General features: G+C 63.8%; 17 protein-coding genes and 2 pseudogenes. 4 read left to right on the forward strand and 15 right to left on the reverse strand.

Translation table 11 applies throughout. The annotated features are described in order from the left end of the window. Nucleotides 1-32: 32 nt before the first annotated feature. Nucleotides 33-947 carry a LysR family transcriptional regulator gene (locus N4T19_RS17145; RefSeq protein WP_182344501.1) on the reverse strand — a complete coding sequence of 305 codons (915 nt, stop codon included), beginning with the start codon at nucleotides 945-947 and terminating at the stop codon, nucleotides 33-35. A gap of 635 nt (nucleotides 948-1,582) precedes the next feature. Between N4T19_RS17145 and N4T19_RS17150 the strand changes: the two genes are divergently transcribed. Next, nucleotides 1,583-1,837 carry a hypothetical protein gene (locus N4T19_RS17150; RefSeq protein ID WP_021026177.1) on the forward strand — a complete coding sequence of 85 codons (255 nt, stop codon included), beginning with the start codon at nucleotides 1,583-1,585 and terminating at the stop codon, nucleotides 1,835-1,837. Nucleotides 1,838-1,883: 46 nt separating this feature from the next. Here N4T19_RS17150 and N4T19_RS17155 read toward each other — a convergent pair whose 3' ends face one another. Continuing rightward, on the reverse strand, nucleotides 1,884-3,332 hold the full coding sequence (locus N4T19_RS17155) for a CitMHS family transporter (protein WP_260718613.1): 1,449 nt from the start codon (nucleotides 3,330-3,332) through the stop codon (nucleotides 1,884-1,886). Between the two features lie 180 nt (nucleotides 3,333-3,512). Beyond that, a complete protein-coding gene (locus tag N4T19_RS17160; protein ID WP_116925448.1) occupies nucleotides 3,513-3,761 on the reverse strand; it encodes a TIGR04438 family Trp-rich protein in 249 nt (82 codons plus the stop codon). A gap of 1,065 nt (nucleotides 3,762-4,826) precedes the next feature. On the opposite strand from N4T19_RS17160, the gene N4T19_RS17165 reads away from it, so the two are divergent. Next, nucleotides 4,827-10,124 (forward strand): DUF5979 domain-containing protein, encoded by a 5,298-nt coding sequence (locus tag N4T19_RS17165; RefSeq protein ID WP_260718614.1) that lies wholly within the window; start codon nucleotides 4,827-4,829, stop codon nucleotides 10,122-10,124. A gap of 173 nt (nucleotides 10,125-10,297) precedes the next feature. On the opposite strand, the gene N4T19_RS17170 is transcribed toward N4T19_RS17165, so the two are convergent. The 5 genes from N4T19_RS17170 to N4T19_RS17190 all read right to left on the reverse strand — a co-directional run bounded on the left by N4T19_RS17170 (nucleotide 10,298) and on the right by N4T19_RS17190 (nucleotide 15,500). Beyond that, the gene (locus N4T19_RS17170) at nucleotides 10,298-11,068 is read right to left on the reverse strand and encodes a helix-turn-helix transcriptional regulator (protein ID WP_260718615.1); all 771 of its coding nucleotides are present in this window, start codon (nucleotides 11,066-11,068) and stop codon (nucleotides 10,298-10,300) included. 104 nt (nucleotides 11,069-11,172) lie between these two features. Further along, nucleotides 11,173-12,501: an MFS transporter gene (locus N4T19_RS17175; protein WP_116925451.1), complete on the reverse strand. Its 1,329-nt coding sequence runs from the start codon at nucleotides 12,499-12,501 to the stop codon at nucleotides 11,173-11,175. A 118-nt stretch (nucleotides 12,502-12,619) separates the two neighbouring features. After that, nucleotides 12,620-12,829, reverse strand: a complete 210-nt coding sequence (locus N4T19_RS17180; protein ID WP_260718616.1) for a DUF2783 domain-containing protein — start codon at nucleotides 12,827-12,829, stop codon at nucleotides 12,620-12,622. Beyond that, nucleotides 12,826-14,535 carry an FAD-dependent oxidoreductase gene (locus tag N4T19_RS17185; protein WP_260718617.1) on the reverse strand — a complete coding sequence of 570 codons (1,710 nt, stop codon included), beginning with the start codon at nucleotides 14,533-14,535 and terminating at the stop codon, nucleotides 12,826-12,828. The genes N4T19_RS17180 and N4T19_RS17185 overlap by 4 nt, the downstream gene beginning before the upstream one ends. A gap of 5 nt (nucleotides 14,536-14,540) precedes the next feature. Then, nucleotides 14,541-15,500, reverse strand: a complete 960-nt coding sequence (locus N4T19_RS17190) for an MBL fold metallo-hydrolase (protein WP_116925452.1) — start codon at nucleotides 15,498-15,500, stop codon at nucleotides 14,541-14,543. Nucleotides 15,501-16,100: 600 nt separating this feature from the next. Here N4T19_RS17190 and N4T19_RS17195 point away from each other — a divergent pair. After that, a complete protein-coding gene (locus N4T19_RS17195) occupies nucleotides 16,101-18,116 on the forward strand; it encodes an IPTL-CTERM sorting domain-containing protein (RefSeq protein ID WP_260718618.1) in 2,016 nt (671 codons plus the stop codon). A 256-nt stretch (nucleotides 18,117-18,372) separates the two neighbouring features. On the opposite strand, the gene N4T19_RS17200 is transcribed toward N4T19_RS17195, so the two are convergent. Continuing rightward, nucleotides 18,373-19,632, reverse strand: coding sequence for an Ig-like domain-containing protein (locus tag N4T19_RS17200; protein WP_182344515.1), 1,260 nt, complete (start codon nucleotides 19,630-19,632; stop codon nucleotides 18,373-18,375). A gap of 215 nt (nucleotides 19,633-19,847) precedes the next feature. On the opposite strand from N4T19_RS17200, the gene N4T19_RS17205 reads away from it, so the two are divergent. Further along, a complete protein-coding gene (locus tag N4T19_RS17205; RefSeq protein ID WP_260718619.1) occupies nucleotides 19,848-20,024 on the forward strand; it encodes a hypothetical protein in 177 nt (58 codons plus the stop codon). 98 nt (nucleotides 20,025-20,122) lie between these two features. Here the strand turns inward: N4T19_RS17205 and N4T19_RS17210 are convergent. From N4T19_RS17210 to N4T19_RS17235, 6 genes and pseudogenes are all read right to left on the reverse strand, one after another. Beyond that, a pseudogene (locus tag N4T19_RS17210) lies at nucleotides 20,123-20,629 on the reverse strand (aldo/keto reductase); the annotation flags it as partial. Between the two features lie 337 nt (nucleotides 20,630-20,966). Next, a pseudogene (locus tag N4T19_RS17215) lies at nucleotides 20,967-21,170 on the reverse strand (aldo/keto reductase); the annotation flags it as partial. 184 nt (nucleotides 21,171-21,354) lie between these two features. Next, nucleotides 21,355-21,717, reverse strand: coding sequence for a RidA family protein (locus tag N4T19_RS17220; protein ID WP_116925455.1), 363 nt, complete (start codon nucleotides 21,715-21,717; stop codon nucleotides 21,355-21,357). A 40-nt stretch (nucleotides 21,718-21,757) separates the two neighbouring features. Then, nucleotides 21,758-23,062 carry an NAD(P)/FAD-dependent oxidoreductase gene (locus N4T19_RS17225; protein ID WP_182344521.1) on the reverse strand — a complete coding sequence of 435 codons (1,305 nt, stop codon included), beginning with the start codon at nucleotides 23,060-23,062 and terminating at the stop codon, nucleotides 21,758-21,760. Nucleotides 23,063-23,075: 13 nt separating this feature from the next. Continuing rightward, the gene (locus tag N4T19_RS17230; RefSeq protein ID WP_116925529.1) at nucleotides 23,076-23,843 is read right to left on the reverse strand and encodes an ABC transporter ATP-binding protein; all 768 of its coding nucleotides are present in this window, start codon (nucleotides 23,841-23,843) and stop codon (nucleotides 23,076-23,078) included. Between the two features lie 20 nt (nucleotides 23,844-23,863). Then, on the reverse strand, nucleotides 23,864-24,607 hold the full coding sequence (locus N4T19_RS17235; protein ID WP_021028878.1) for an ABC transporter permease: 744 nt from the start codon (nucleotides 24,605-24,607) through the stop codon (nucleotides 23,864-23,866). Between the last annotated feature and the right edge of the window lie 4 nt (nucleotides 24,608-24,611).

A 24,611-nucleotide genomic window follows, 5' to 3' on the forward strand; every position in this document is an offset into this window, starting at 1 on the left:
CCTGCAGCCAATAGGCGGTGGTCTGGACGGGCTCACAGCGTCTCGCACAGCATGTCCCAGAAGGCTTGCACCAGCAACGGGGTGTCGGCCTGCTTGCCGTGCTTCATCAGACAGATTTTTCTGGCCAGCTGTGGCCGGGCGATCGGCAGGTAGCACAGCTGCGGGTCAGTGTGCGCCTGCTTGCTCAGGCTGGATATCAGTCCGACTTTCAGATCACTGTGCACCAGCGCGTACAGCGATTCGATCGACGACAGGTTGTGCGGCACATTGACATGCACGCCCTGCTCGCGCAGCACGGTGGTGATCATGTCATAGGTATTGCCCCGCCGCAGCACCGCCAGCGGCTGGTCTTTGAGATCGTGCCAGTGCAGCTTGGCCTGCTGGGCCAGCGGATGGCGCGGGGAGACCACGACCACGATCTCATCGCTGGTGATCAGGCGCGAATCAATGTGCGCAGGCATATCGAAATGCAGCCCGACCGCAATATCCGCATCCCCTTGCGTGATCGACTCGATCAGCGTGTCGCTGTGCATGTCGTCGAGCACGAAATGCACCTCCGGGTGGCGCTGCTGGAACTGGGCCATGTACGGCGCAATCCACTGCGATGCCGATGGGATGCAGTGGATGCGGATAGAGCGGCTCTGGTGCTGCAGCCGCTGGAGCATCTCCTCCATGCCCTGGTCAAAGGTGGCAATCATCCAGCTGACCTGGGCGCGCACCGATTCGCCCGCTGGTGTCAGCCGCACGCGCCGCATGCTGCGGTCAAACAAGGTGACGCCCAGCGTGATTTCGAGTTCGCGGATGGCGGAGGAAAAGGCCGGCTGGCTCATCGCCAGCGACTGGGCAGCCTGGGTGAAGGTGGGGTGCTCAGCGGCCTGCTTGAAGCAGCTGAGCTGCCGCAATGTGGGGATGGATGCCGATCTCTGCGGCTGGTAAACGTGGGTCATGATGAATTCATTTTTTCAAATCAAAATAATTACTCCAATTGTAAATTGCTATGTAATTAAATTTTTTACAGATGCGTAAAAAAATGGGTGGGAACGGTCGCCGATGGCAGCTGGATTGCACCAACAGAAGCGTAAAAGTTCCAGAGATTTTTACGAAATTGCCTCTGTTTCATCGGTGTTTTTACCGATGAATGGCGAAGTGATGGCGCCGGGGTGGTAGCGACTGTGCCACAGATGGGGTAGATCGTAGGTATACCTAACATTTGTTGAATTTATCGCTATTTATTAACGATAGATATAGTATATTATTTAAGTTGGTTTTTTCGCACAGATCGACCCGAGGTTGGCGTGCCGCCCACAGGGCGTTTTGACCGGTGGCGTTCAGCGCCTCCCTGGCCCTGGGCCAGCGCACTGCCTGCCGCAGCCTGCTGCCCATGCTGCCGATGCGCTGTGCATGCCCGCAGCAGCCTGCCCCTTTGCCCGGATGCCATGTCTTGACCGGGCCGGCGCTGCCGCTGCGCAATGGCGTCCCCTGGTGCTTTTCCGAAACTCCGCTGCTGGTGCAGCAGACCGGGCCCATCGACGGGCCGGACAGCCGGCGCGGGAATGTCTTTTATTTTTTTACAAGCTCAACTATGAATTTCTCAAGCATCGATTGGAGCCAGGCGCCAGAGGATGCGCGCTGGTGGGCCATGGATGGTGATGGCCATGCCTATTGGTACTGCAGGCCGCAGATTGCCGCGGCCACCACCTTCTGGTTTGCTGCGCGCCACCCGGCGCCCAGCTTTGGCTATGCGCGCGATTTCCGGCAGTCCCTGCAGGCGCGGCCGGCACCGGCCGAGGAGAGTGCGCCTGCGCGCGCTGCAGCGAGCCGTCTGCTGCGCCGCTAGCACGGTGCGCCAGCCCTGCCCCGGGGCAGGGCTGGCGCCGTGCCGGTCAGATAATGCCCAGCATCCAGGTCAGCACCAGCAGTGACAGCGACAAGCCCCAGATCCAGAAGAACGAGTAGCGGATATGCTGGCCCATCGACAGCTTGGCCAGGCCCAGGCCCATCCACAGCGCTGGCGAGAACGGCGAGACAAAGGTGCCCACAATGCTGCCGATGATCATCGCGTAGGCTGCCGAAGTCGACGGCACCCCCGCCTGCGAGGTGATCTGCTCGACGACCGGGAACAGCGCGAAGTAGTAGGCATCGGTGCTCAGCACCAGCTCCAGCGGAATGCCGATGGCGCCAATGACCAGGTGCATATAGGGCAGCAGCACGGCCGGCAGCACATCGACCAAGGCCCGCGCAATGCTGTTGAGCATGCCCGACTCCTTGAGGATGCCCAGGAACGTACCGGCCGCCAAGATGATGCTGGCCATCATGATGGCGCCGCCCGCGTGGGCATTGATGCGCTCGATCTGCACCTTGGGTTGGGGGTAGTTGATGACCAGGGCCACGCACAGCGCAATCATGAAGGTATAGCCGGGCGGGAACACGCCCATCACCAGCACCGCCAGGGTGAGCAAAAACACCAGCGCATTGACCCAGCGCAACCGGGGGCGCAACAGCTGCGCGCGCGCCTCATCGGCCGCCTTGGCCGCAGCCGCCTGCATGGCCAGTTCGGTGGCGGCATGGGGCTGCAGTGCCGCGGCCAGCTCGTCGACATGGCTGGGATGGGCGGATGCGGGCGCCGATGTCGCCACCGACGCAGACGCAGCTGCAGACGCAGAGCCGGACACCGCAGCAGGCATGGCTTGCGCCAGCTCGGCCTTGAGCGCCTGGCGGCGGATGCGGCGCTGCTCACGCAGGCCCAAAAACACCGCCAGCACCAGCAGCAAGGCCAGGCCCAGGCCTTGCACCACCACCAGCTCGCGCCACAGCGCCACGGCATCCATCTCCAGCACGGTGGCTACGCGGCCCACCGGCCCACCCCAGGGCAGCATGTTGACCACGCCGGCGCTGGAAGCCAGCAGCAAAAACAGCAGGTAGGGGCTCATCTTCAGGCGCTGGTACAGCGGCAGCAGCGGCGGCACCACCAGCAAGAAGGTGGAGGCGCCTGCGCCATCGAGTTGTGCGATGGCCGATATCAGCACCGTGCCCACGGCCACGGCAATCACATTGCCGCGCGTGATGCGCACCATGGCGCGAATCAGCGGGTCAAACAAGCCCACATCGTTCATCACGCCAAAAAACAAAATGGCAAAGATGAACATGGTCACCACCTGCACCACGGAGCTGATGCCGTGGCGGTAGAAACCGGTGATCTCGCTGGTACTGAAGCCAGCGATCAGGGCGCCGGCAAGGGGCACCAGCACCATGCTGATCACGGGCGAGACCTTCTCGCTCAGCAGCAAGGCGACGATGACAACAACAATGGCTAAGCCAATCAAGGTGAGCATAACTACTTCTTCTAGTGCGTGGGGGAAATGGCGCATACCTTGCGCGGTATGCAGCCGGCGCTGAGTGGCCCACACATGCCCGGTAGCCAGGCCCGGCAGTGCTTGTGGCACCGCCAGCGGCTCGCCTCTCGTCTCCAGGGCAAACACGGGGTGGGTTTGCCGGGGCGGTGTGGGCCGCTCTTATCTGTCGCGGGACCGGGTCGCGTTGAATCTGAAAAGGTCCTTGTCTTTCACATAGCGGGCCGATTGCTTGCGGGCGCGCCGCGCCCGGCTGCGCCGGCGTGTGTAGCCGGACCAGTCGGCCCACAGCTTCCACAGCAGGGCCAGCAACGAGGGCGCCAGCACATGGGGCCATGGCCAGCTATCTATCGGTGGAATTTCATAGATTTTCAGCATCAACAGGCTGACAGCAATGATCAAGAGGTACATGGCAGAAAGAAGGGGCGTGTTGTGCTGCCTGCGAGGGGCGGATAGGTACGACCCGCAGGCAGCGGTAGCGCAAGGCGGGCGGTGACCTCACCACCCGGGATGAAGCGGGGAATCAGGCCCGCAATGGCTGGGCGGTACCCCACCCTGTGCCTGCAGACCTGAAGAAAGCGTGTCTGGGCCGCCATCTGTAGAGACTGGGCGGCATACAGCGACACATGCGCATAAATTATAGCTTTATGCTAATAAATCAATGAATCAAATCATTAACAGCTATGTTGAATGCGCATTCTGTGCTGGCGCTGCTGCTGGGTGTGGGGGCGGAAAAAGGCCGTCGATACCATGCCTGCAGGTGGTCAAACCCTTGGAGCTACAGGGTTTGATGGCGGGGGCGCGGTTTTTTTTACAGCCCATTGGGCGCGTTCAGGTGCAGTGACCTGGCAAGCGTCAAATGCGATTTTTGCTGTGAATTTCTAGGGTTTTAGAGCCCTGTGGTGCCAGTCAGGTACAGCGCTGGGTTGTCAGAAGTTAACAAATCAAAAGTGTATAGATAAAGTCATTAACTGAATAACTAGCCAGTCATATCTGACACTTTTCTGATCAGAACTTATGAAAATCGGCAGATGCCTAGAGCATTGCTAATACAACAAATTTTTCGAGAAGTGGTAGTTTTTGTGCGCGTGCTGATAAACGGTAAATACTGTGGGTTGCATGCAAAAAAACGAAAGGTTACGAAATAAACCAAAGAGAGCGTTATGCCATTTTGGCGACGAATTGTTAACCGAATGCCTTGGCGGATGGGTTTGCAGCGATGTCGCATGTCAGAGGTAGAACCCTTATCCCATAGGCGTTTGCGAGGTTTTGGTGGCGACAAAATAGGCACCGAACAGCCGACCCGGAGCGCCCGCGTAAACCCTAGGTTGTGGCATATGTAACGTATGAATGTTAATTTTTTCAAACCAAGACGAAAACAGTGGTTTTTGTGCCAGCCATTGTCCGCGGTGCTAATTTAGGTAACGAGGCCATTAAAATTTGTACATATTAATATTTCCAATGAATGGAGTTGATGTGATAAAAAATTATCTGCATCGCATGCGCTGGGAGGCGCAAGGGCCTGCGACCCGGCCCAACGGAGGCGCCCTACGCGGCGCGGTGATTGGCAGGGCCCTGTTGGCCCTGGCGGGCCTGTGCGCCTTGGCCAGCCCGGCGCAAGCGGCCATCACCATCACCAGCGCGGTGGTCAGTGCCGACGGCAGCGGCCCATTCGACGCCGACAACAACCCCGGCAATGACAGCGGGCCTGCCAATGGCGTCGTGCGCAGCCAGGACACCGTCCTCTACACCATCGGCTACAACGCTTCGGACACCAGCAACAGCGTGATCACCGCGACATTGCCTGCGGGCATGCGCTGGGATCCCACTGCCACTGCTGCCTCCGTGTGTAATGGCCCCGGCGGCGGCAGCTTGAATGCTGCCCGAACCGTGCTGACCTGTAACCGCCAGCCCGCCAGTGCGGGCGTAGAGTCGTTCCAGGTGCTCAGCTGGGTGGGCAATGTCGCCAATGGCGCCTCGGTGGCATTGACGGCCGCGTCCAGCGGCTCGTCGGTCACATCGGCGCCGGTTACCGTGTCTGCCACGCCCAAAACCGACACCCGCACGCGAGTGGAGGCTGCCAATATTGTGCGTGCGGAAACCTCCACCGGCTCCAACGTGTGGGAGCGGCGCATGCCGGTCACCATCAGCCTGGGCGCTTTGCTGCCCGCCAGCGGCAACTTCAAGGGCTATGAGGCGCTGCAAAACCCGGTGTCCGTCACCATCAAGGTGCAGACGGGCGCCGTGGTCCGTACCTGCCCCGCTGGCGCTACCTGTAGCCAGCCCGGCGGGCCGGGCACCGATGTAACGGTGCAGTTCACTAGCCCCACCACCCATTTCCTTGATGCAGTCAATCCCGGCGGCTATGAGGCGACATGGCGGCAAACCGCTACGGCGATTGTGCAAATTGGTGTGCCTGAGATTCCCAACTTCCCGGCAGGCCAGAACAGCGCTATCACGGCGCAGCTGGTCAACTTTGCACCACTGGGCCTGGGCGGCCAGCCCGATGCGGTGCCAGCGCCTGGCTACCAGCCCGGCTATGTCTGCCCGGCTGGCGCGAACGGCACGCAAACCTGTGCCACTGCAACGGTCAGCCGTACCCAAACCCTGCAGCTGGCCATCAGTGGCGGCGCGGTGTATGACAACGTCAACCTGATCTACGGCGATGGCCATGGCTATACCCAGAACTTTGAGAAGGTGGTACCCGGCCAGGCCTTTAATGCGCTGATGGGCGTGGGCAACCGCCCGACCTCCGAAGACCCGGCCACCGATGCGCAATCCTGCGTGGCCTGGAACCCGGCCTTGCTGGAGCTGCGCGCGGCCGCCAGCCTGAAGCTCAGCAACCTGGCGATCTTCTACCAGCCGACCAACCTGCTGTCGCCCGATGTAGCGCCCGCCAATATGGTGATGGAGTACTCGGCCCAGCCCTATGCCGATGATGCGGCGCGCCGCGCGGCCAACTGCGGGGTCGCCGGTGATGGCAACCCGCTGTGGACCAGCAACTACGCATCGCTGCCGCCCAATACCATCACCAGCGTGCGCTACGCGTACATCCCCAATCTGACGCCTGGCCAAACGCTGGGCCTGGTGCTGCCGCTGCAGCGCAGCAGCAGCGCGGCATCGCTGGCCCTGGCCGATGATGCACCGCTGCCCTGGTTCTTCCAGTACTTCACGGCAGCCAGCGGACGCGTGTACTCGACCTTTGACGGCAACAGCAGCACCGCTGGCGCCAACGGTGGCGGCTATGTGCAGGCGGCCTCTGCGCTGGTGCGGCACAGCATTGCGCTGCCCGGCAGCGTCTCGCCTGGCGATATTTTCCCGATCAGCGTCACGCCCACCACCATTGGCGCGACCACGCCCGGGGTCAATGGCGTCTCACGCAATGTGCAGATCACCCTTGACTTTCCCAACACCTATATCCAGCCGCTGGAGAGCTCGATTGCACCGGCCTTGCCGCCCGGGGCAACCTATGTGCTCACGCCCGCCAATCTGGGCCCGGACGGCTTGCCCGGCACGGCTGACGATGGCGCTCCCGCCAAGCTGGTGCTGAACCTGGGCGACCTGGCAGCACCCGGTGGCGCGGTGGGCCCGGCCCCGTACCAGGGCCATGCCACGGCCCACCCGGCCATCACCTTCCAGGTTCAGGCAGCCTATATCTCTCCTGTGGGCACCTACCCGCTGGTGGGCCTGGTGGCAGCCAACAATGACCTGAGCTTTGCCGACTACACCGGTGTGCCCAATATCGTGCCGGCCGCCTTGCTGCAAGACCGCAATGAGCGGGTCAGCACCACGGTGTCGGGCGTTGCCGGCTTCCAGATGAGCAAGGCGCTGGTCAGTGGCGGCACGGTCGACAACAGCGACCCGGCCAATCCGGTCACCCGCATCACCGCTGGACAGCCCTTTACCTATGCGATCTCGTTTGGCAATGCCACCAGCACGGCCAAGGGCCAGTTGCGCATGGTCGATGTGCTGCCCTTTGATGGCGACGACCGCGGCACCACGGGCCTGGGCCCGCTGCAAATGGTCAGCGCCACCGCCGCCATGGGTGGCTCCGGCCAGGGCACGATCGGCATTGAGTACACCACCACGGCAGCGGCCACGGTGCGCGCTGCCGTCCAAACCCCGGGCAATGAAGATGCAGCCACCGGCGTGGCCTGGACGGCCTACGCCGGCGGTGCCTTCCCCGCCGGTGTGACGGCGCTGCGCTTTACCACCAGCTCGACGCTGCAACCGGGCTACAGCGGTATTGCCAACCTGACGATGCGCAGCGCTTCCCCGCTGGCGCCCACCACCGAGCTGTACAACGACGTGTTTGGCCGCGAGCTGAGCCCCGGGGGCCTGGTGCTGACGGCAAGCGGACAGGTGGAGCTGCGTGGCCAGGCGGCTGCCAGCCTGACGGGCCTGGTGTTCAACGACCTGAACATGAACAACACGCTGGACGCTGGTGAAGCGGGAGTAGCGGGCATCACGGCCACGCTGACCTGCGATGCCGGCCCTGCCTGCACGGCGGGCGAAACGCATAGCGCAGTGACCGACGCCTCGGGCGTGTACAGCTTTGCGCCGGGCGCCACGGTCGATGGCCAGGCCAATTTCCCAGGTCTTGCCAGCGGCTCCTGGACCTTGAGCATTGCCCCCGATGCGCAGTGGCTGGCCGTTGGTGCCACCCCCGGCACCGTCAATGGCGCAGCGTCTGGCACGGCGGTGGACCGCAGCATCAGCGGCATCGTGGTACCCACGGGCGGAACGGCGGTGGACTACCTGTTTGCCGAGCGCCAGCAGGGCAGCCTGACCATCAACAAGGCGCTCGTGCTGCCCGCGGGTGTGACCGGTCCTTTTGATTTTGCGTTTACCGCAACCTGTGACCTGCCCACCGCTGGCTTCACCTACCCTGCGACCCTGACCGGCTACCCGGCCAATACCTCGGTGACGATTGACGAGGTGCCCGCCACTGCCAACTGCACGGTGACCGAAGACACCCCTTTGCCCGCGGCCCCTGCCTCGTACGAATGGGCGGCCCCCTCGGCGCCTGCGCCCGTGGTGATCGCTGCCAACGGCAACGCGGCGGTGACGGTGACCAATACGCTCAATGCGCTGTATGGCAGCATCACGATCACCAAGGATCTGGTGTTGCCAGGTGACGCCCCTGGTCCGTTCACCTTCAGCTACACGGCGACCTGCGATCTGCCAACGGCCGGTTCGGTGTTCCCCGCCAGCCTGACGTACCCGACCGCGACGTCGACCACCATTGCCAATGTGCCCGCTGGTGCGCAGTGCGTCGTGGCGGAAGGCCCCTTGCCTGCAGCCCCTGCGAACTACACCTGGGGCCCTGCGGCAGCGAACGCCAATGTGACGGTGCCGCTGAATGCCTCAGCCCCGGTGACGATGGCCAGCAGCCTGGTGCGCTTGACCGCCGGTATTGAAGTGACCAAGACCCTGGCGCTGCCCAGCGGTGTGACCGGCCCCTTCAGCTTTGGCTTTACCGCCACCTGCAACCTGCCCAGCGCGGGCTCGACCTTCACTGCGACCTTGGCCAACTACCCGACCAACACCCGGGTGACGATCCCTGGCATCCCCTCGGGCGCCAGCTGCGCGGTGACGGAAAACACCCCGCTGCCAACCGCACCGGATGGCTACGAATGGGCAGCGCCTAGCGTGCCTGCTCCGGTCACGGTGCCCAGCAGTGGCGTGGCTTCGGTGGCGGTGACCAATGCGCTGAACCAGCAGTTTGGCAGCATCACCATCAACAAGACGCTGACCCTGCCCAATGGCGTGACCGGTCCGTTCAACTTCACGTACACGGCCACCTGCGACCTGCCCAGTGCCGGCACGGTGTTCCCTGCGAGCTTGAGCTACCCGACCGCGACGTCGGCCACCATTGCCAATGTGCCCGCTGGCGCCCAGTGCGTAGTGGCTGAAGGCCCCCTGCCCACGCCACCTGCCAACTTCAGCTGGGGCCCTGCGGCGGCCAATGTCAACGTCACGGTGTCTGCCAACAGCGCCGTTGCCGCCACGATGGCCAGCACCCTGGTGCGCCAGCAAGCGGGCATTGAAGTGACCAAGACCCTGGCACTGCCCAGCGGCGTGACCGGCCCCTTCAGCTTTGGCTTTACCGCCACCTGCGACCTGCCTAGCGCTGGCTCGGTCTACACCGCCACGTTGGCCGACTACCCGACCAACACCAAGGTGACGATCGCCAATGTGCCAGCCGGTGCCAACTGCACGGTGGTGGAAGACCAGCCGCTGCCAACGGCGCCTGCCAACTACGTGTGGGCGGCTCCGTCGGTGCCCGCACCCGTGGTGGTGCCCAGCACCGGTGCGGTGGCAGTCGGTGTGACCAATGCGCTGACCGGGCAGACCGGTGACATTCTGGTGAACCTGAACACCACCCTGCCCGATGGCGTGGCCGGTCCCTTCAGCTTTGTCGTGACTGCCACTTGCAACCTGCCCACAGCGGGAACCACCCACAGCGTGACCATCGTGTCGCCACCAGCGAGCGCGACCGGCACCATCACCGGTGCCCAGGCCGGCGCTGAGTGCACGATTGCGCAAACCTTGCCTGCCGCACCGGCTGGCTACCAGTGGGATGCGCCAACGCTGGAAGGCAGCCCGGTGACCATCGCGGCCAACACCAATGTGCCAGTGACGGTGAGCAACAGCCTGGTCAAGGCACAAGCGGGCACGCCAACGCCCGTGCCAGTGGACAGCCGCGTAGCACTGCTGCTGCTGGCACTGCTGCTGGCTGCCGGCGCCAGCCTGCAACTGCGCAAGCGCTAAATCAGCCATCCAGCAGGGCGGGCCACTCCGCACTGCTGGCTGGGTGAGCACAACCAGCAAAACCGGGGCTTGATGCCCCGGTTTTTTTATGCCTGTTGGTTGGATGCCCGTGTGCGCAAAGGCACGCTCATTGCGCGCTGCGAGCGCCTCAACTGCTCTGAAGACGGCAGGCGCTAGTTCAGCAGCCCTGGCAAAAAATCACTGGCCCGGCGAAACCGGAAACGCGCATAGGCACGCAGCCGGTAGGTATGCACTGTCGCCGTGCTGATGGACAGCGCGGTGCCAATGTCCTGGGCGCTGTCGCCCAGCAAGGAGCGCGCAATGACCAGGCGCTCGCGCGCGGTGAGGGACGGAAAGCTGCGCTGCAGGCGCGCCAGCAATAGACCTTGGGCATCGGCATCGGCATCGGCTTGCGGCCGGGTGGGGGCGGCTGATTCCCGGACCCGGGCATGCAAGGCCACCATCGCCAACTGCCCCAGGGCGGCCAATTGCGGACTGGGGCTGGCGGACTGCACATGCAGACCCCGGTAAAAGCTCAGAATCAGCAAGCGCTGCGAAGCATCGACCCAGCTGAAGCTGAGCTTGTCGACAAAGCCCGGTTGCTCAAAACACAGTTCGCGGTACTCCCCCGAGGGCAGATGGCAGGCCCGCACCTGCTGCGAAAAACCCCCGCTGCGCTTGCCCCGCAAGGCCTGCGCCTGCAGCACCGGGTCCATCGCATGGAAGCGCCGGGCGTAGGCGCCTGTCCGCTCGGCAATCCCCCGGCGCTCGCCGGCAGCCAGGACCTCGTGCACGCCGCCCGCTGCATCGACCTGGTAGGCGAAGATCTCTTCGACCTGGTCGAGGCCGCGCGAGGCGCCCAGCAGCGTCTGCGCAAAATCGGGCGACAGCGCCGCGTCGAGCAGCGACTGCCCCATCGAGGGATCAAACATCAACGCTTGCATGGTGGCGACTCCTTGCTGCGGCCTGGGCAGCCATTAGGGGCTCTGTGGGTGGCATCGTGGAACGACGCGGGCCATCGCAGTGCGCTGACCCGCTTGTGCACCCGCTACTGCTGCAGATCGACCCCCATGCGCTCGCGCGTGGTGCTGACGGCGACCAGCGACACCAGGGCCAGCCCCATGATATAGATGCCGATATAGAAGGACTGGCCATAGCTGGTGATGAGCCACTGCGCAATGGAGGCGGCAAAGGCCCCGCCCAGGATGGTTCCCAGCGCATAGCCCACGGACACGCCCGAGTAGCGCACATGGGCCGGAAACATCTCTGCATAGAGCGCCGCCTGCGGGCCATAGGTGAGACCCAGCGGAATGCTCAGCAGCGCCAGCGCGACAAAGAACAGAGCCAGGCTGCCCGAATCCACCAGCCACCACATCGGCACCGCCCACAGGGCCAGCAGCACATAGCCGATCTGGAAGGTGCGCACCCGTCCAAAGCGGTCTCCCATCATGCCCCCCACCAGCGTGAACACCAGCCAGCTGAGCGAGGCGGCCATGGTCACCACCAGCAGCGGCGTGGCCGACAGGCCCAGCTTGTTGCGGCCATAGGCCACAAAGAACGCAATGAGCAAGTAGCCGGCGGCGTTGTTGCCGACAAAGATCAGCGCCGTGCGCAGCACGGTGCCGCCGTGGTGGCGGAACAGGCTGCGCAGCGGGGCGGATGAAGCGGCCTTGCGGGCATGCATCTGCTCAAAGATCGGCGACTCGCCAACGCTGCGGCGAATCAAGGTGCCGACCCCGATCAGCACGATCGACAGCAGGAACGGAATGCGCCAGCCCCAGGCCATGAACTGCTCGCTGGACATCGACGAGGTCAGGATGCTGAGCACCAAGGTGGCCAGCAGCAGGCCAATGGGCACCCCGATCTGCGGAAAGGAGCCGAAAAAGCTGCGCCGGTGGCGCGGGGCGTGTTCCACCGCCATCAGGGCCGCGCCGCCCCATTCACCGCCGGCCGAAAAGCCCTGCACCACGCGCAGCACGACCAGCAAAATGGGCGCCCATACCCCAATCTGGGCATAGGTGGGCAGCAGGCCGATGAGCATCGTTGCGCCCCCCATCAGCACCAGGGTCATCACCAGCACGGCCTTGCGGCCCAGCCGGTCACCCAGCGAGCCGCAGACGACCGCGCCCAGCGGCCGGAACAAGAACGAAATGCCGATGGTGGCGAAGGCAATGATCTGTGCCAGGGCCGGGTTGTGCTGGGCCAAAGGCCCAAAGAACAAGGTGCCCAGCACCAGGCCGGCCATCTGCGCGTAGATGAAGTAGTCATACCATTCGATGGCCGTGCCGACCAAGGTGGCAGTGAGCACCCGGCGTTCATCCGGGGTGGTGGTGCCTGCCGGCGACGCGGGCAGGCTGCTGATCGATGAATTCCCCATGTATTTGTCTCCTTTTATAAAGTGGGTCTATGCCCTATTTGCTGGCTGGCGCTGGCGCTGGCGTTGCGGCTTGCGAACAGGCCACCGAGCCCAGGGGCCAGGGGTCCCCGGGGCGCGGTCAGTCCGCCGCTTTGCCCGCAGCCGACGCGGCCAGTGCGATGGCGCTGAGCACCACGCTGCTGTCGCCAATATGGTTGGCCAGCAGCAAGATCAGCCTGGCACTGGCCTGCAGGCTTTGGGCCTCGTCCAGGCCCTCGTGCATGTGCAACAGTTGCTGGTAAATATCATCGACGCGCTCCAGGTTGGGGTGGCGGATCAGGCAGGTCATGGCCGTGCTCCTGTGGCAGTGGTGAATCGGGTGGGCAACGGGGCGGCACCGGTGCTGGCGCTGTCACAGGCGCAAGCGGTATCCAGTGCTGCTTGCAAGACGCTGGCCGCGACCGGCGCCTGAAAGCGCGCGGCCACATACTGGTCCGGGCGGATCAGGTAGCCGCAGCCCGGCGCCAGCGCATAGCGCGCCTGGAGCAGGGCCGTATCGCCCAGCGCGGCAATATCGAGCAGCTCCACGCCTGCGGGCAGGGCCTCATGCCACTGGTGGGCCAGCAGCACAAAGCGCCCCCCCAGGCGTGGCAGCAGCCAATGCCCGGCCAGTGGTGCGTCCACCGCTGGCGCGCCGGGGCACAGGCCGCCCTCCCATGGCTGGTCATCGGCGGTGTTGAGCGCGCTGTGCGGGCAGGGGATGGCGGTGGACAGCCGCCCTGAGTTGACAAAGGGCCGGGCCCAGGCTTCGCGCGCTGCCAGCTCCAGCACCGCATTGCGCAGGGCCCTGCTGGCAGCGCTCTTGGGCGTGAGGAAGTCGGTGGAGCGGCTCGAATGCAGGATGTTCTCATCGGCCATCGCAATGGCCTCGTCGTTGTAGCTCTCCAGCAGCGCCTGCCCCGATTCCCCGCGCAGCACCCGGTCGAGCTTCCAGCCCAGGTTGTCGGTATCGGCCAGGCCGCCATTGCAGCCGCGCGCCCCAAAGGGCGATACCAGGTGGGCGCTGTCGCCTGCAAACAGCACGCGGCCATGGACAAAGCGGTCCATGCGGCGGCATTGGAAGGTGTAGATACTGTGCCACTCCGTGGTAAACGGCACCCCGGGCCCCAGCATTGCGCGCACATAGCGCTCCACGTTCTCGGGCTGGGCGCAGGCCTCGCGGTCAATGCCCCAGCCAAGCTGAAAATCGAGCCGCCACAGCCCATCGGGCTGGCGGTGCATCAGCGCCGACTGGCCGGGGTTGAACGGCGGATCAAACCAGAACCAGCGCTCGGCAGGGCGTTCCTGGGGCATGCGGATGTCGGCGATGAGGAAGTTCTCCTCAAACACCCGGCCGTTGAAATCGAGCCCCATCAGACCGCGCAGCGTCGATTTGCTGCCGTCGCAGGCGATGAGCCAGTCGGCCTCCTGCGTGTAATGCTGCGCGCCCGCCTGCACGCCCAGCCGCACATGGTCCGCCAAGACCTGCAGAGACTCGATGTTCTGGCCCAGGCGCAATTGCACGTTGGGTAGGGCGCGCAGCGCATCGAGCAAGGCCTCTTCGACGTAGTACTGCTGGATATTGATAAAGCCCGGGTACTGCTGGTCCTTGATGGGCAGCATGTCGAACTGGTAAATGGGCTCGGCGCGCGCGCCCCAAAAGACCTTGCCCACGTTCCAGGTCACGCCCTTGTCCAGCAGGGTCTGGCCCACGCCCAGGCGCTCGAAGATATCGAGCGAGCGCTTGGAAAAGCAGATCGCCTTGGAGCCTCCCGGCACAAAGTCCAGCCGGCTGATGACCACGACCGCATGGCCGCGCCGCGCCAGGTCCAGCGCCATGGCCAGCCCCACCGGCCCGGCCCCGGCGATGACCACGCTGGCGCGCGGCTCCTGGCGGCTGGCTGCCGGCGTGGCCCCGATATGGCGCCACACCGGAATGCCCCGGTGCTGTGGGGTGGCGGGCGGCGCGGTGGCACTGCGCGCCTGCGCCAGGGGATGCATCGTGCTCGCTGCCATGGCGCTCACCCTTGCAGCTGGGCCCAGACGTCCCGGTCGCGCTCGGCCGTCCAGATGCGCGGCCAGCTGATGCCATCGAACTCGTCCCACAGGCGCTGCACATTGAACGGCAGGCAGTGCTCAAAAATGGGCCAGCGGCCAAACTGGGGCGCCAACGCCTGGTGGGTGGCCTCAAAAGCCTCCTTGAGCGTGCCGCCGCGCCGGTAGACCGGTCCCACCTGGTCGATCATGCCCTGGAGGAACGCGCGCGTCTGCTCGATGGCCGCGTCGCATGCCGCCTCGCCCCGGGCCACCGCGCCCCGGCCGCCGACCAAGTTCTGCGCGCGGTACTGCTTGAGCTGGTCCAGCGTTGCGCCGGCCCATTCAAAGTGGTGGGCATCGCCCGTGTACAAGGCCGCTTCGGCCTCCACCAGATCGCCCGCAAACAGGGTTTTGCTCTTGTCGTGCCAGACGACGATGTCGCCCGCCGTATGCCCCCGGCCGTTGAACTGCAGCTCCAGCGTGCCCCGCTCGCCTCCCAGCGCGATCTCGTGGCGGGTGGCAAAGGTCTGGGTCGGCCGGGTCAGGCCCGGAATGCCTTCGAATTCCTTGAACAGGCGCGGCATGCGGCCGTACTCGCTGGCCCAGTCCTGCTCGCCGCGCTCCTCGATCAGCTGGCGGGTCACGTCGCTGCTGATGATGTGCTCGGCCTCAAAGGCCGATGCGCCCAGCACCCGCACGGCATGGTAGTGCGTGAGCACCAGGTATTTGATGGGTTTTTGCGTGTGCGCCCGCAGCGTGCGCAGCCAGTCACGCGCTGCCGCTGGTGTGGCGCGCGCCTCGATCGCCACAATAAAGTCCTCGCCCTCGATCGCGCCCACATTGGGGTCGCCTTGCGCGGTCAGCGCATAGACGCCATCGCCCAGGATCTCCAGCGTCTCGGTTTTGGCCGTCATGTCGGCCGATGATGCAAACGGTTTTGCCATCGCTTTGGTGCTCCTTGGTAGTCCATCCATGGTGTTCATTCACGCCAACGCGGCTGCCTGCCAAGCCAAGCCCGGCCCTTGCCACAGCGTCTGCGCCCATGCCACCCAGTCTGCGGTCACGCGCTGGCGCTGTCTGTCCCTAGGTCTATGGACAGGCGGCACAGATCGGGCAATACGGTGTTGATTCGCCTCAGATTTTTTGCGAGCACACGGGTATATCCCTAGCTTTGTGAAACCTTGCGTGGGTACAACCGCTGCGCTGTGCACTGGCTGCTCTGGGCCGTCCGTGCTGCGGCGCCCACGCCGGCCACCCCTGATCGCCCGCCGATTTCCAATGATGCTTTTAATCAATTAACAACAAAATTGCAATAGATTGCATTTGATCGTTTGGTAAATTTTCCTAATAGCTTTTGAATATGTATGATCACCTCTCACACGATGTCTCTGCAACGCAAGCCCGCCACCTTCCTGCTTGGTGCGCCACCGGGCTATGCAACCGCAGGCGCTTGCAAGAGCCAGCTGCAACAGCCGCTCGGGAGACGCTCCATCGGTTTGCCTTGCAGATCTGTTTTTTAGATGGACAAGTTCAGAGAGGACGAAATGAAAAATTTCCCCCATTTTTTCAGGCTATGCCTGGCGGCTTTGTTGCTAAGCGCGGGTGCGCAGCAGGCCTGGGCACAAAAGGTGCTGCTGCTGACGACCAATATCACGGGTGCCAATGCGGAGCGAGCCCTTATCGCCAGTGGTTTTGACAACTTGCAAGGTGAATTTGCCTCGCAACTCGCCAACCCTAGTGATCTGACGCGCCTGTCGGTGTTGGGCACCGCTGGTGCGATCTCGCAGCGCACCTTTACCGATGCACCGGGACCTTATGACGTTGTCATTGTTGCCAGTAGTGAAAGGCCCGTCGATGCATCGAACTGGTTAGTATTGCAAGATGCGGTGGCCAACCGCTGGGCCAACTCCATTGTGTTCTTCACTGATGGATGTTGCGAGGCACAGACTGGAGGCAATGCGCGCCAAATGATGGCTGCCTTGAATGCCGGAACCGGCTCGGCTTTTTCAGTGGGGCGCGCTGCAGCCGATGCACGCTTCCCGCTCAATACCAATACTCGATTTTCAGCGGACTTCTCAGGCTTGAATCCGTTTGAAGGCGGTTCTGTTAACTACATCAATAACGTGCCAGCCGACAACGCACTGTATTTGGCACAGGGAACGCCGCCATCCAACTTTCCCGCTCCTGGCACAACGCCCATCAACGATGTTTATGGGGTGTTGATTCCCACCTTCCAATCCAATAACAGCCGTGGAGCCTGCGTGTTTGCCATGGTGGAGTTTTCTTCCTTCTTTGATATCCCGCAGTACCAGTCGTGGACGGCCAACCGGGGCAAGGTGGGCCCCGCCTTCCTCAAGGCGGTTACCTCCGAGAACGGCGCCTGCGGCCTGCCCAAGGTCAGCAAAAGCTTTGACAAAAGCGATATCTACCTGGGCGGTAGCGACAACAGCACCGTGCTGACGATCGATCTGTCCAATGGCACGCGCGACCCTATCATCCATGTCGATATGACCGACAACCTGCCAGCGCCTTTGGTGGTGGGGGCAGGCACCGTCGGCAATACCTGCACGGGCGGCAGCCTCAGTGCCGTCGCTGGCGCCAATGTCATCCGCAGCAGCGGTGTGACCATTCCGCCCGGCGGCTGCAGCATCACGGTGCCGGTGGTCTGGCCCAACACCGATGCTGGCCGTCAGGCTTGCACGGACACCCCGGTGCTGACCAACACCATCACGCCGGGCACAGACTTTGTCTCGCCGATTGGCCAGGTCAACACGCCAGCGACGGCCACGCTGGCCTGCCAGCCCGCGCAACTCTCCATCGCCAAGCAAGTGGTCTGGCCGGCAAACATCACGCCGGTGGATCTGACCGGCAGCAGCTTCCCCGTCTCGGTGGTCTGCACCGGCAGCGATGGGCAGGCCTTGCCCGCGATCGACACCTCGATCACGCTGGATACGCCCAAGACCGGCAGTGTCACCGTCACGCCAGTGATCGCCAGCGGCAGCTGCGTGGTGACCGAGGGCACACGCCCCGCGCCCCCCGCCAACCATATCTGGGTGGAAGACCCGGCGCCCAGCGTCTCGGTCGCGATGGCCGCGCCGCCAGCGGCCAACCATGCGCTGCTGGTCAACACCTTGGCACGTGCCAATACCGACATCACCATCAGCACCACCGTGACCGGTGGCCCGGCAGCGGGCATCAGCGGCAGCTTTGGCTATACCGCCAACTGCGGCGCCGATGGCAGCTTTAGCGCCACCGTGAACCTGAGCGGCAGCAGCGCTGGAGCCATTGCCATCACCAATGTGCCTGTGGGTGCCAACTGCACGCTAGAACAAACGCCCACCATGCCAGCGGCCCCCGCAGACTATGTCTGGAGCGAGACGCTGCCGGTATCGGTGGGTCTGGTGACTGGCGCCAGCGGCAACACGGCATCCTTTGTCTACACCCTTGTGCGCACGGTGCCCGCCGTGCCCGCTGCCGTGCCTACGCTGCAGCAATGGGCGCTGGTGGCGCTGTCGCTGATGCTGCTGGGCGCTGCCACGCTGCGCCGGCGCCAGGGCTGAATGCACTAAGCCTCTGCGCGGCAGCAGGGGCTAGGTGGCCCATTCCACCGGGGCCGCTGAGCGCCGATACGCCAAACCGCCGGGGCAGCTGCCCCGGCTTTTTTGTGCCCGCGCCAGGGCGCCGTAGCGGCGACGGCGCTCTGGGCACCAGCGATAAAAATGCCCCGGGCGCAGGCCACGGGGCATTGACTATGACGGAGCAGGGTGGCCGTGCAGCGCACCCTGGGGTCTTGCTAGGCCGCGACGCGCCGCAGACTCAGACCAGTTTTCGGCGGGCAAGGCCGACCAGCAGCAAACCCAGGCCCGCCAGCGCCAGGGGGTGGCCGACCGGCACCGCCTTGGGCACGACCACTACGGGGGCAGTCACCTCCAAGGTGACGGTGGCCGTATCGCATTGCGTGGCCTGCACGGTGCTGCAGATCTGGTAGCTCACCGTGTAGGCGCCCGGCGTGGCGGTCGCGCCAATCAGCACATTGCCATCGGGCGTGACGGTGATGCCGGTGGGCCAGGTGCCCACGGGCGTCAGGGCCACATTGCTGGTGGTGGCGGGTGCCGCATCGACCGTGTCATTGGCCAGCACATTGACAGCGGTGACGGTGCCGCTGGTGGGGCGGGTGATGGCGGGGGCGGCGTCATTGACGGCATCGACACCAATCAGCTGCACACCGCCAATGCCCTTGAAGGCAAAGATAAAGGTGTTGGGCGTGCCATCGGTGTTCGGGGTGCCGGGAGGGTTCTCACTGGGCTTGCCCAGCGAATAGGCCTCGGCGCCAAAGCTGCCCAATGCGGCCAGCGCATCGACCTGGTTGCCCGCAACGCCGTAGCCGATGGTGAATTCGACCTTGGCGCCGGGCGCAATGGTGCCAAAGTTGAAGCGAAAGTGCGCGCCGTGGTCGGTCGGGCCGCTGTCCACCACATCCTGGTCGACAAACAGGATGCCCGAATCGCTCTCGAGCGGGTCGGCGGTATGGAAGCCGTTGTCGCTGGAGAAGACCAGCGCCGTGCTGCTGCCGCGCTGGATGGTGGTGTATTCGTTGAACTGGGTGGGGAAAACATCCCAGTCCATCGCGCGGCCATACAGCGCCTCGACCGGTGCGGACGAGATGTTTTCGATTGTGACCTTGACTTCGTAAATATTGCTGGTGGCCGTAGAAGGCGCGAAAGCATGGGTCACGCGGAAGGTGCCAAAGGCATTGGCCACGGCGGTAGCGGTCGTGGCCGTAGAGGTGAACGACTCTGACGTAATCCCTTGGATGCCCACGCTGGCGCCGGTAAATCCCGACGTATTGCTCAGGGCATCGGCAATGCCCCAGGCCTCGCAATAGCACCCTGGTGTCAGACCATCGGCGCCGTTGGCCAAATAGGTGATGCCCGTCAGTGGCGATATTTCTTCGGGCATCAACGAGCCATCGTTGCGCACCCCCACCCGCAAGGTGCCGTTGTCGATATTGGCCTGGGCCAAAACGATGGCTGGCACGCTGACCAGCATTCCCGCCAACAGTTGTCCTAGTTTCATGCTCTCACCTCATTTAGTATTTAAATTTATGATGAGGTTTTTTATCATAGTTATAAGAGATGAGAAAATTACTATACAAAACGCATAGAGCCATCAATAGTCCATAAAAACAAGTACTTATGCATATTTCTAAATTCAATTTTCTAAAAGAATGTGATTATTCACTTTGTTAAAGATTGTCAAAATCTTGCTATCAAATATTCTTGATATAGGTCATGAAAATGGGATTGCAACGCATTGCAATGCCTGCGCATTTGATGCGCAAGGCGAGAGGAGAAGTCGTCGTTTTTGACCTGGAGAGGGGGCGCAATGCTGGCTGCAGCACATTCCGCCCATTGATGGGCGGTATTTATCTGGGTGGCTGGCTGCATATGGCTGCATATGGCTGTTGATGGCCGCCTGAGCGCAGCGCTGACATAGGCCCCTGGGGTGTTGCACCCGCACGCGCCACTTGGGGCGATGGCCGCAAGTGTCAACGGCTGAACCGACTGGCCAGATGGCCGAGGTAGCGTGCGCCTTCAATCGCCATGCTGCCCAGCGCATCGACCAGCGCCTGGTTGGCCTGGCGCGCCTCGGTGCTAAAGCGCGGCACGATGTTGCGAAAATCATCCGGGCTGAAGGCGGTGTCTGCCTGGATCGCTCCGGTCAAAAAGCCCTTGCCCAGCGGGCTGAAGGGTACGAAGCCGATGCCCAGCTCTTCGAGCAGCGGCAAGGTGGCCTGCTCGGGCTCGCGCCACCACAGCGAATATTCGCTTTGCAGCGCTGCCACTGGCTGCACCGCATGGGCGCGGCGGATCGAATCGACGCCGGCTTCGGACAGGCCAAAGTAGCGCACCTTGCCCTCGGCAATCAGGTCTTTGACGGCACCGGCTACCTCTTCCATCGGCACGGCAGGATCGACGCGGTGCTGGTAGAGCAGATCGATAGGGTCTGTGCGCAGGCGCTGCAGCGAGGCATGGACCACCGCGCGGATGCGCTCGGGCCGGCTGTCGAGCCCGGCCTTAGAACCTGTTCAAAGTCACTACGCAGCCGCGTTGGAGTGCAATCGGGATGAGTTCGAAGGGATGGAGCGCAGCTTGCACCGGGGTGCAAGCAAGGGCCAGCGCGCAGAAATCGCCCGATTTCACTCCAACCCTAAGGGACAGTGGCTTTGCGCTGCCCGGGAAGGGGCGCCCGGCTAGGGCCGCCCGGGCAGGGGCGGTCTGCGTCGTTGCAAATCCTCGCAATAGCTGGGCTATTGCTGCGGTATGGCGCGGCTGGGCGCCCCCCCCCCTAGCATCCCATCCCGCAAAGACACTGTCGCGGCGCGAGGAGACTTTGAACAGGTTCTTAGAGTCACCATCCTTGAAGCCAAACTTGGTGGCAATCACCACCTGGTTGCGCACCGGCGCCAGTGCTTCGCCAACCATCTCTTCGTTCAAGGCGCCATAGGCCTCGGCCGTGTCAAAAAAGGTGACGCCCTGCGCGGCGGCATCGCGGATCAGCTGCACGCCTGCGCTGCGGCTAACCCCGGGGCCATAGCCAAAGCTCAAGCCCATGCAGCCCAGGCCGAGGGCGGAGACCTGCAGGCCGCTGCGACTGAGTGGGCGGGCGGGGATGGGGGTGTGGGTATCAGAGTTCATGCCTATCAACGTAGGTATGTAGCCCCGTGATGACTAGACGGCTGGCATGGCCCGCCATCATGAGCGGGGCTCATCAATGGCGGGCGCCATGCCGGCGGCATCAAGTGGCCGCGCTGGCCACCACGCAAATCTCGATCAGCTTGGCCGGGCTGGCCAGGCGCGCTTCCACCGTCGCGCGGGCCGGTGCATGGCCAGCGGCGACCCACTGGTCCCAGACCACATTCATCTCGGCGAAGTGGCGCATATCGGCCAGGTAGATCTGGCAGCTCAGGATGCGCTCCTTGTGGCTGCCATGCTCGGCCAGCAGGCGGTCAATCTTGGCAAGCACCTCTTGGGTCTGGCCGCTGATGCCGGCATCGACCTGGTCGGCCACCTGGCCGGCCAGGTACAAGGTGTGGTCGTGGCGCACGACCTGGGACATGCGGTGGTTGCCGCCGATGCGGGTGATGGTGTTGTTGCTCATGGGGTGTTCTCCTGAATGGTGGCAAAAGGCGGGTGCTTTATCAGCGCTCAATGCCGGCCTTGTATTTCTGGTACTGGATGGTGCTGACCACGGCGATGCGGCGCAGCGGCTCGGGTGGCAGCCAGCTGGGGCGCTCAAAGCCCAGCGCATCGGCCAGTTGGGGCGACTGCTGGCCGCAGGCCATCTCGCCGAGCAGCTTGCCGAACATGCTGCCCTTGAGCATGCCCGCGCCATTGCAGCCGATGGAAATGTAGAGGCCATCGCCCACCTGGCCAAAGTAGAGCGCGCCGTTGCGGGTGAGGGCGGTGACGCCGCCCCAGACCAGCGGCAGCGCATGCGAGCGCATCTGAGGGTAGCGCATCTGGTAGCAGCCCTGCAGCGCTTGGCGCACTTCGGCGAGCGGCTCTTCGCTATCGTACGAGTACGAGCTGCGCACCATGAAGCGCCCGCCCGCGACCTTGCGCAACGTGGTGCCCAGGCGGTTGGCGGGGATCACGCCCCATTCCGGCGCGGGGCCCAGTTTTTTCAGCTCGTCCTCGTCCAGCGGCTCGGTCAGGCCCGCGTAGGTGTAGATGGTGAACACGCGGTCACGCGCAAAGCCGAGCTTGCGGGCAAAACCGTTGTTGGCGATGACGATGCGCGGGGCGCTCAGCTCGGCCGTGGCGGTGCGCACGCGGTGGGGCTTGCCCTCGTGCAGCGACAGCACGGGCTCGCCCTCCCAGAGCTGCACATTGGCGGGCAGGCTGTCGGCCAAGCCGCGCACCAGGGCGGCGGGCTGCACAAAGACGTTGTTGTCCGAGTGGTAGCCGTAGTGGTAGTGCGTGGTGCCCAGCTGCTGCTGCAAGGCATCGCGCTCCAGCTCGGTATAGGCGACGCCCCAGTCCTGGTACTGCTGGAGCGTGCTTTTGAGGCGGGCGGCACCATCGGGCGTGGCGGCTGCGTGGTACTTGCCCACAGGGTTCCAGCCGCAGCCGATCTGGTGCTGGTCGATCAGCGATTTGAGCCAGGCCAGACCCGTGTTGTAGAGCGCCATCTGCTTGCGCGCCACCTCGATGGGGCTGCCGTGGCCGGACATGCCGGTGTTGTGCGGCAGGTTGATCAAAAAGCCCGAGTTGCGGCCCGAGGAGCCGTCGCCCACGGTGCTGGCATCGACCAGCAGCACGCGTGCCTGGGGCTCGAGCTCAGCAATGCGCCGGGCAGCGGCCAGGCCGGTGACGCCGGCGCCAATGACGATGGCATCAAAGTGCCGCTCCGTGGGCGCCTGCGTGTGGGCCTGCCTTTTGGGGAGCAAGGTATTCCAGCCCGAGCCCGCTTGGTAGCTCGGGAAAGTAGGTTGCTTGGACATGGGGTGGTGTTGGTTAGTGGCGGGTGGCCTGCAGGCTGCGCATGACCTCGGACTGCACGGTGTCCCAGATCTGGCCCTTGAGTTCGTTGTAGCGCGGCGAGAGCTGCACCTGTGCATTGCGCGGCATGGGCAGGTCGTTGCGGATGTCGGTGACCACGCGGCCGGGCCGCGCGCTCATGATCAGCATGCGGGTGGACAGCAGCAGCGCCTCGTCGATGGAGTGGGTGATGAAGATGATGGTCTTCTTGCTCTTTTCGTAGATCTGCAGCAACTCGTCCTGCAGCACTTGGCGCGTCATCGCATCGAGCGCGGCAAAGGGCTCGTCGAGCAGGATCACATCGGGGTCATTGGCGAGCACCCGGGCGATGGACACGCGCTGGCGCATGCCGCCCGACAAGGCATTGGGGTACTTGTCCTCAAAGCCCTGCAGGCCCACCATGTCGATAAAGCGGCGCGCCACCTGCAGGCGCTCGGCCTTGGCAATGCCCTTCATCTTGAGGCCAAAGGCGACGTTGTCGAGCACCGTGAGCCAGGGAAAGAGCGCGTACTGCTGGAACACCATGCCGCAGTGCGGATCGACCTTGTTGACCTCGCGGCCGTTGACGACGATGCGCCCGGCCGTGGGCTTGTCAAAACCGGTGACCAGGTTGAGCAGGGTGGATTTGCCGCAGCCCGAGGCGCCCAGCAGCACGACGAACTCGCCCTTTTCAATCTCCAGATCGACGCGCTCGAGCGCCTTGAAATCCCCGTAGTGCTTGGCGATCCCCTGGATGGAGATCATCGGGCCTTTGTGTTGCGCGTTCATTGTTTCCACCTCAGTACCCAGTTTTCAATCAGTCGGAAGAAAAAGTCGGTGATCAGCACCGTGGTGCTGATGAGCACCATGCCCAGCACGACCACCTCGGTCTGGAAGAACTCCTTGCCATTCATGATGAGAAAGCCCAGCCCTTCGCGCGCGGCGACCAGCTCAGCGGCGATCACGCAGGTCCAGGCCAGGCCCAGGATCACCTTGAAGCCGCTCAGGATCTGCGACAGGCTGCCCGGCAGGATCACCTCCTTCATCACCTGCCAGCGGTTGGCGCCCAGGTTTTGCGCGGCGCGCACCAGGAGCGGATCGACATTGCGCGTGGCCTCGATCACATAGACCATCGCTGGCGCAAAGCAGCCCATGAAGACGATGCTGTACTTCTGCGTCTCGGTGATGCCGAACCACAAGAGCGACAGCGGAATCCAGCTCATCGACGGCAGCGGGCGCAGAAACGACAGGATGGGGTCAAAGGCCGCCCGGGCGTAGGACGAGGTGCCCAGAAAAATGCCCAGCGGAATGGCGACGGCGGTGGCCGCCAAAAAGCCGATCATCACCCGGCGCGCAGACGCCAGGATGTGGGGCCAGAAGGTGCCATCGCCCAGCATGGCGGCGGCCTTGCCCAGCGCGGCGCTGGGCGGGGGCAGAAAGATGGGGTCGACCAGGCCTGCACGGCACACGGCCTCCCAGACGGCGATGAACAGCAGCACGGAGGCTGCACTGGTGGCGGCCAGCGCCATGGAA

The organism is Comamonas squillarum (assembly GCF_025309455.1).
GTDB lineage: Bacteria > Pseudomonadota > Gammaproteobacteria > Burkholderiales > Burkholderiaceae_C > Comamonas > Comamonas squillarum.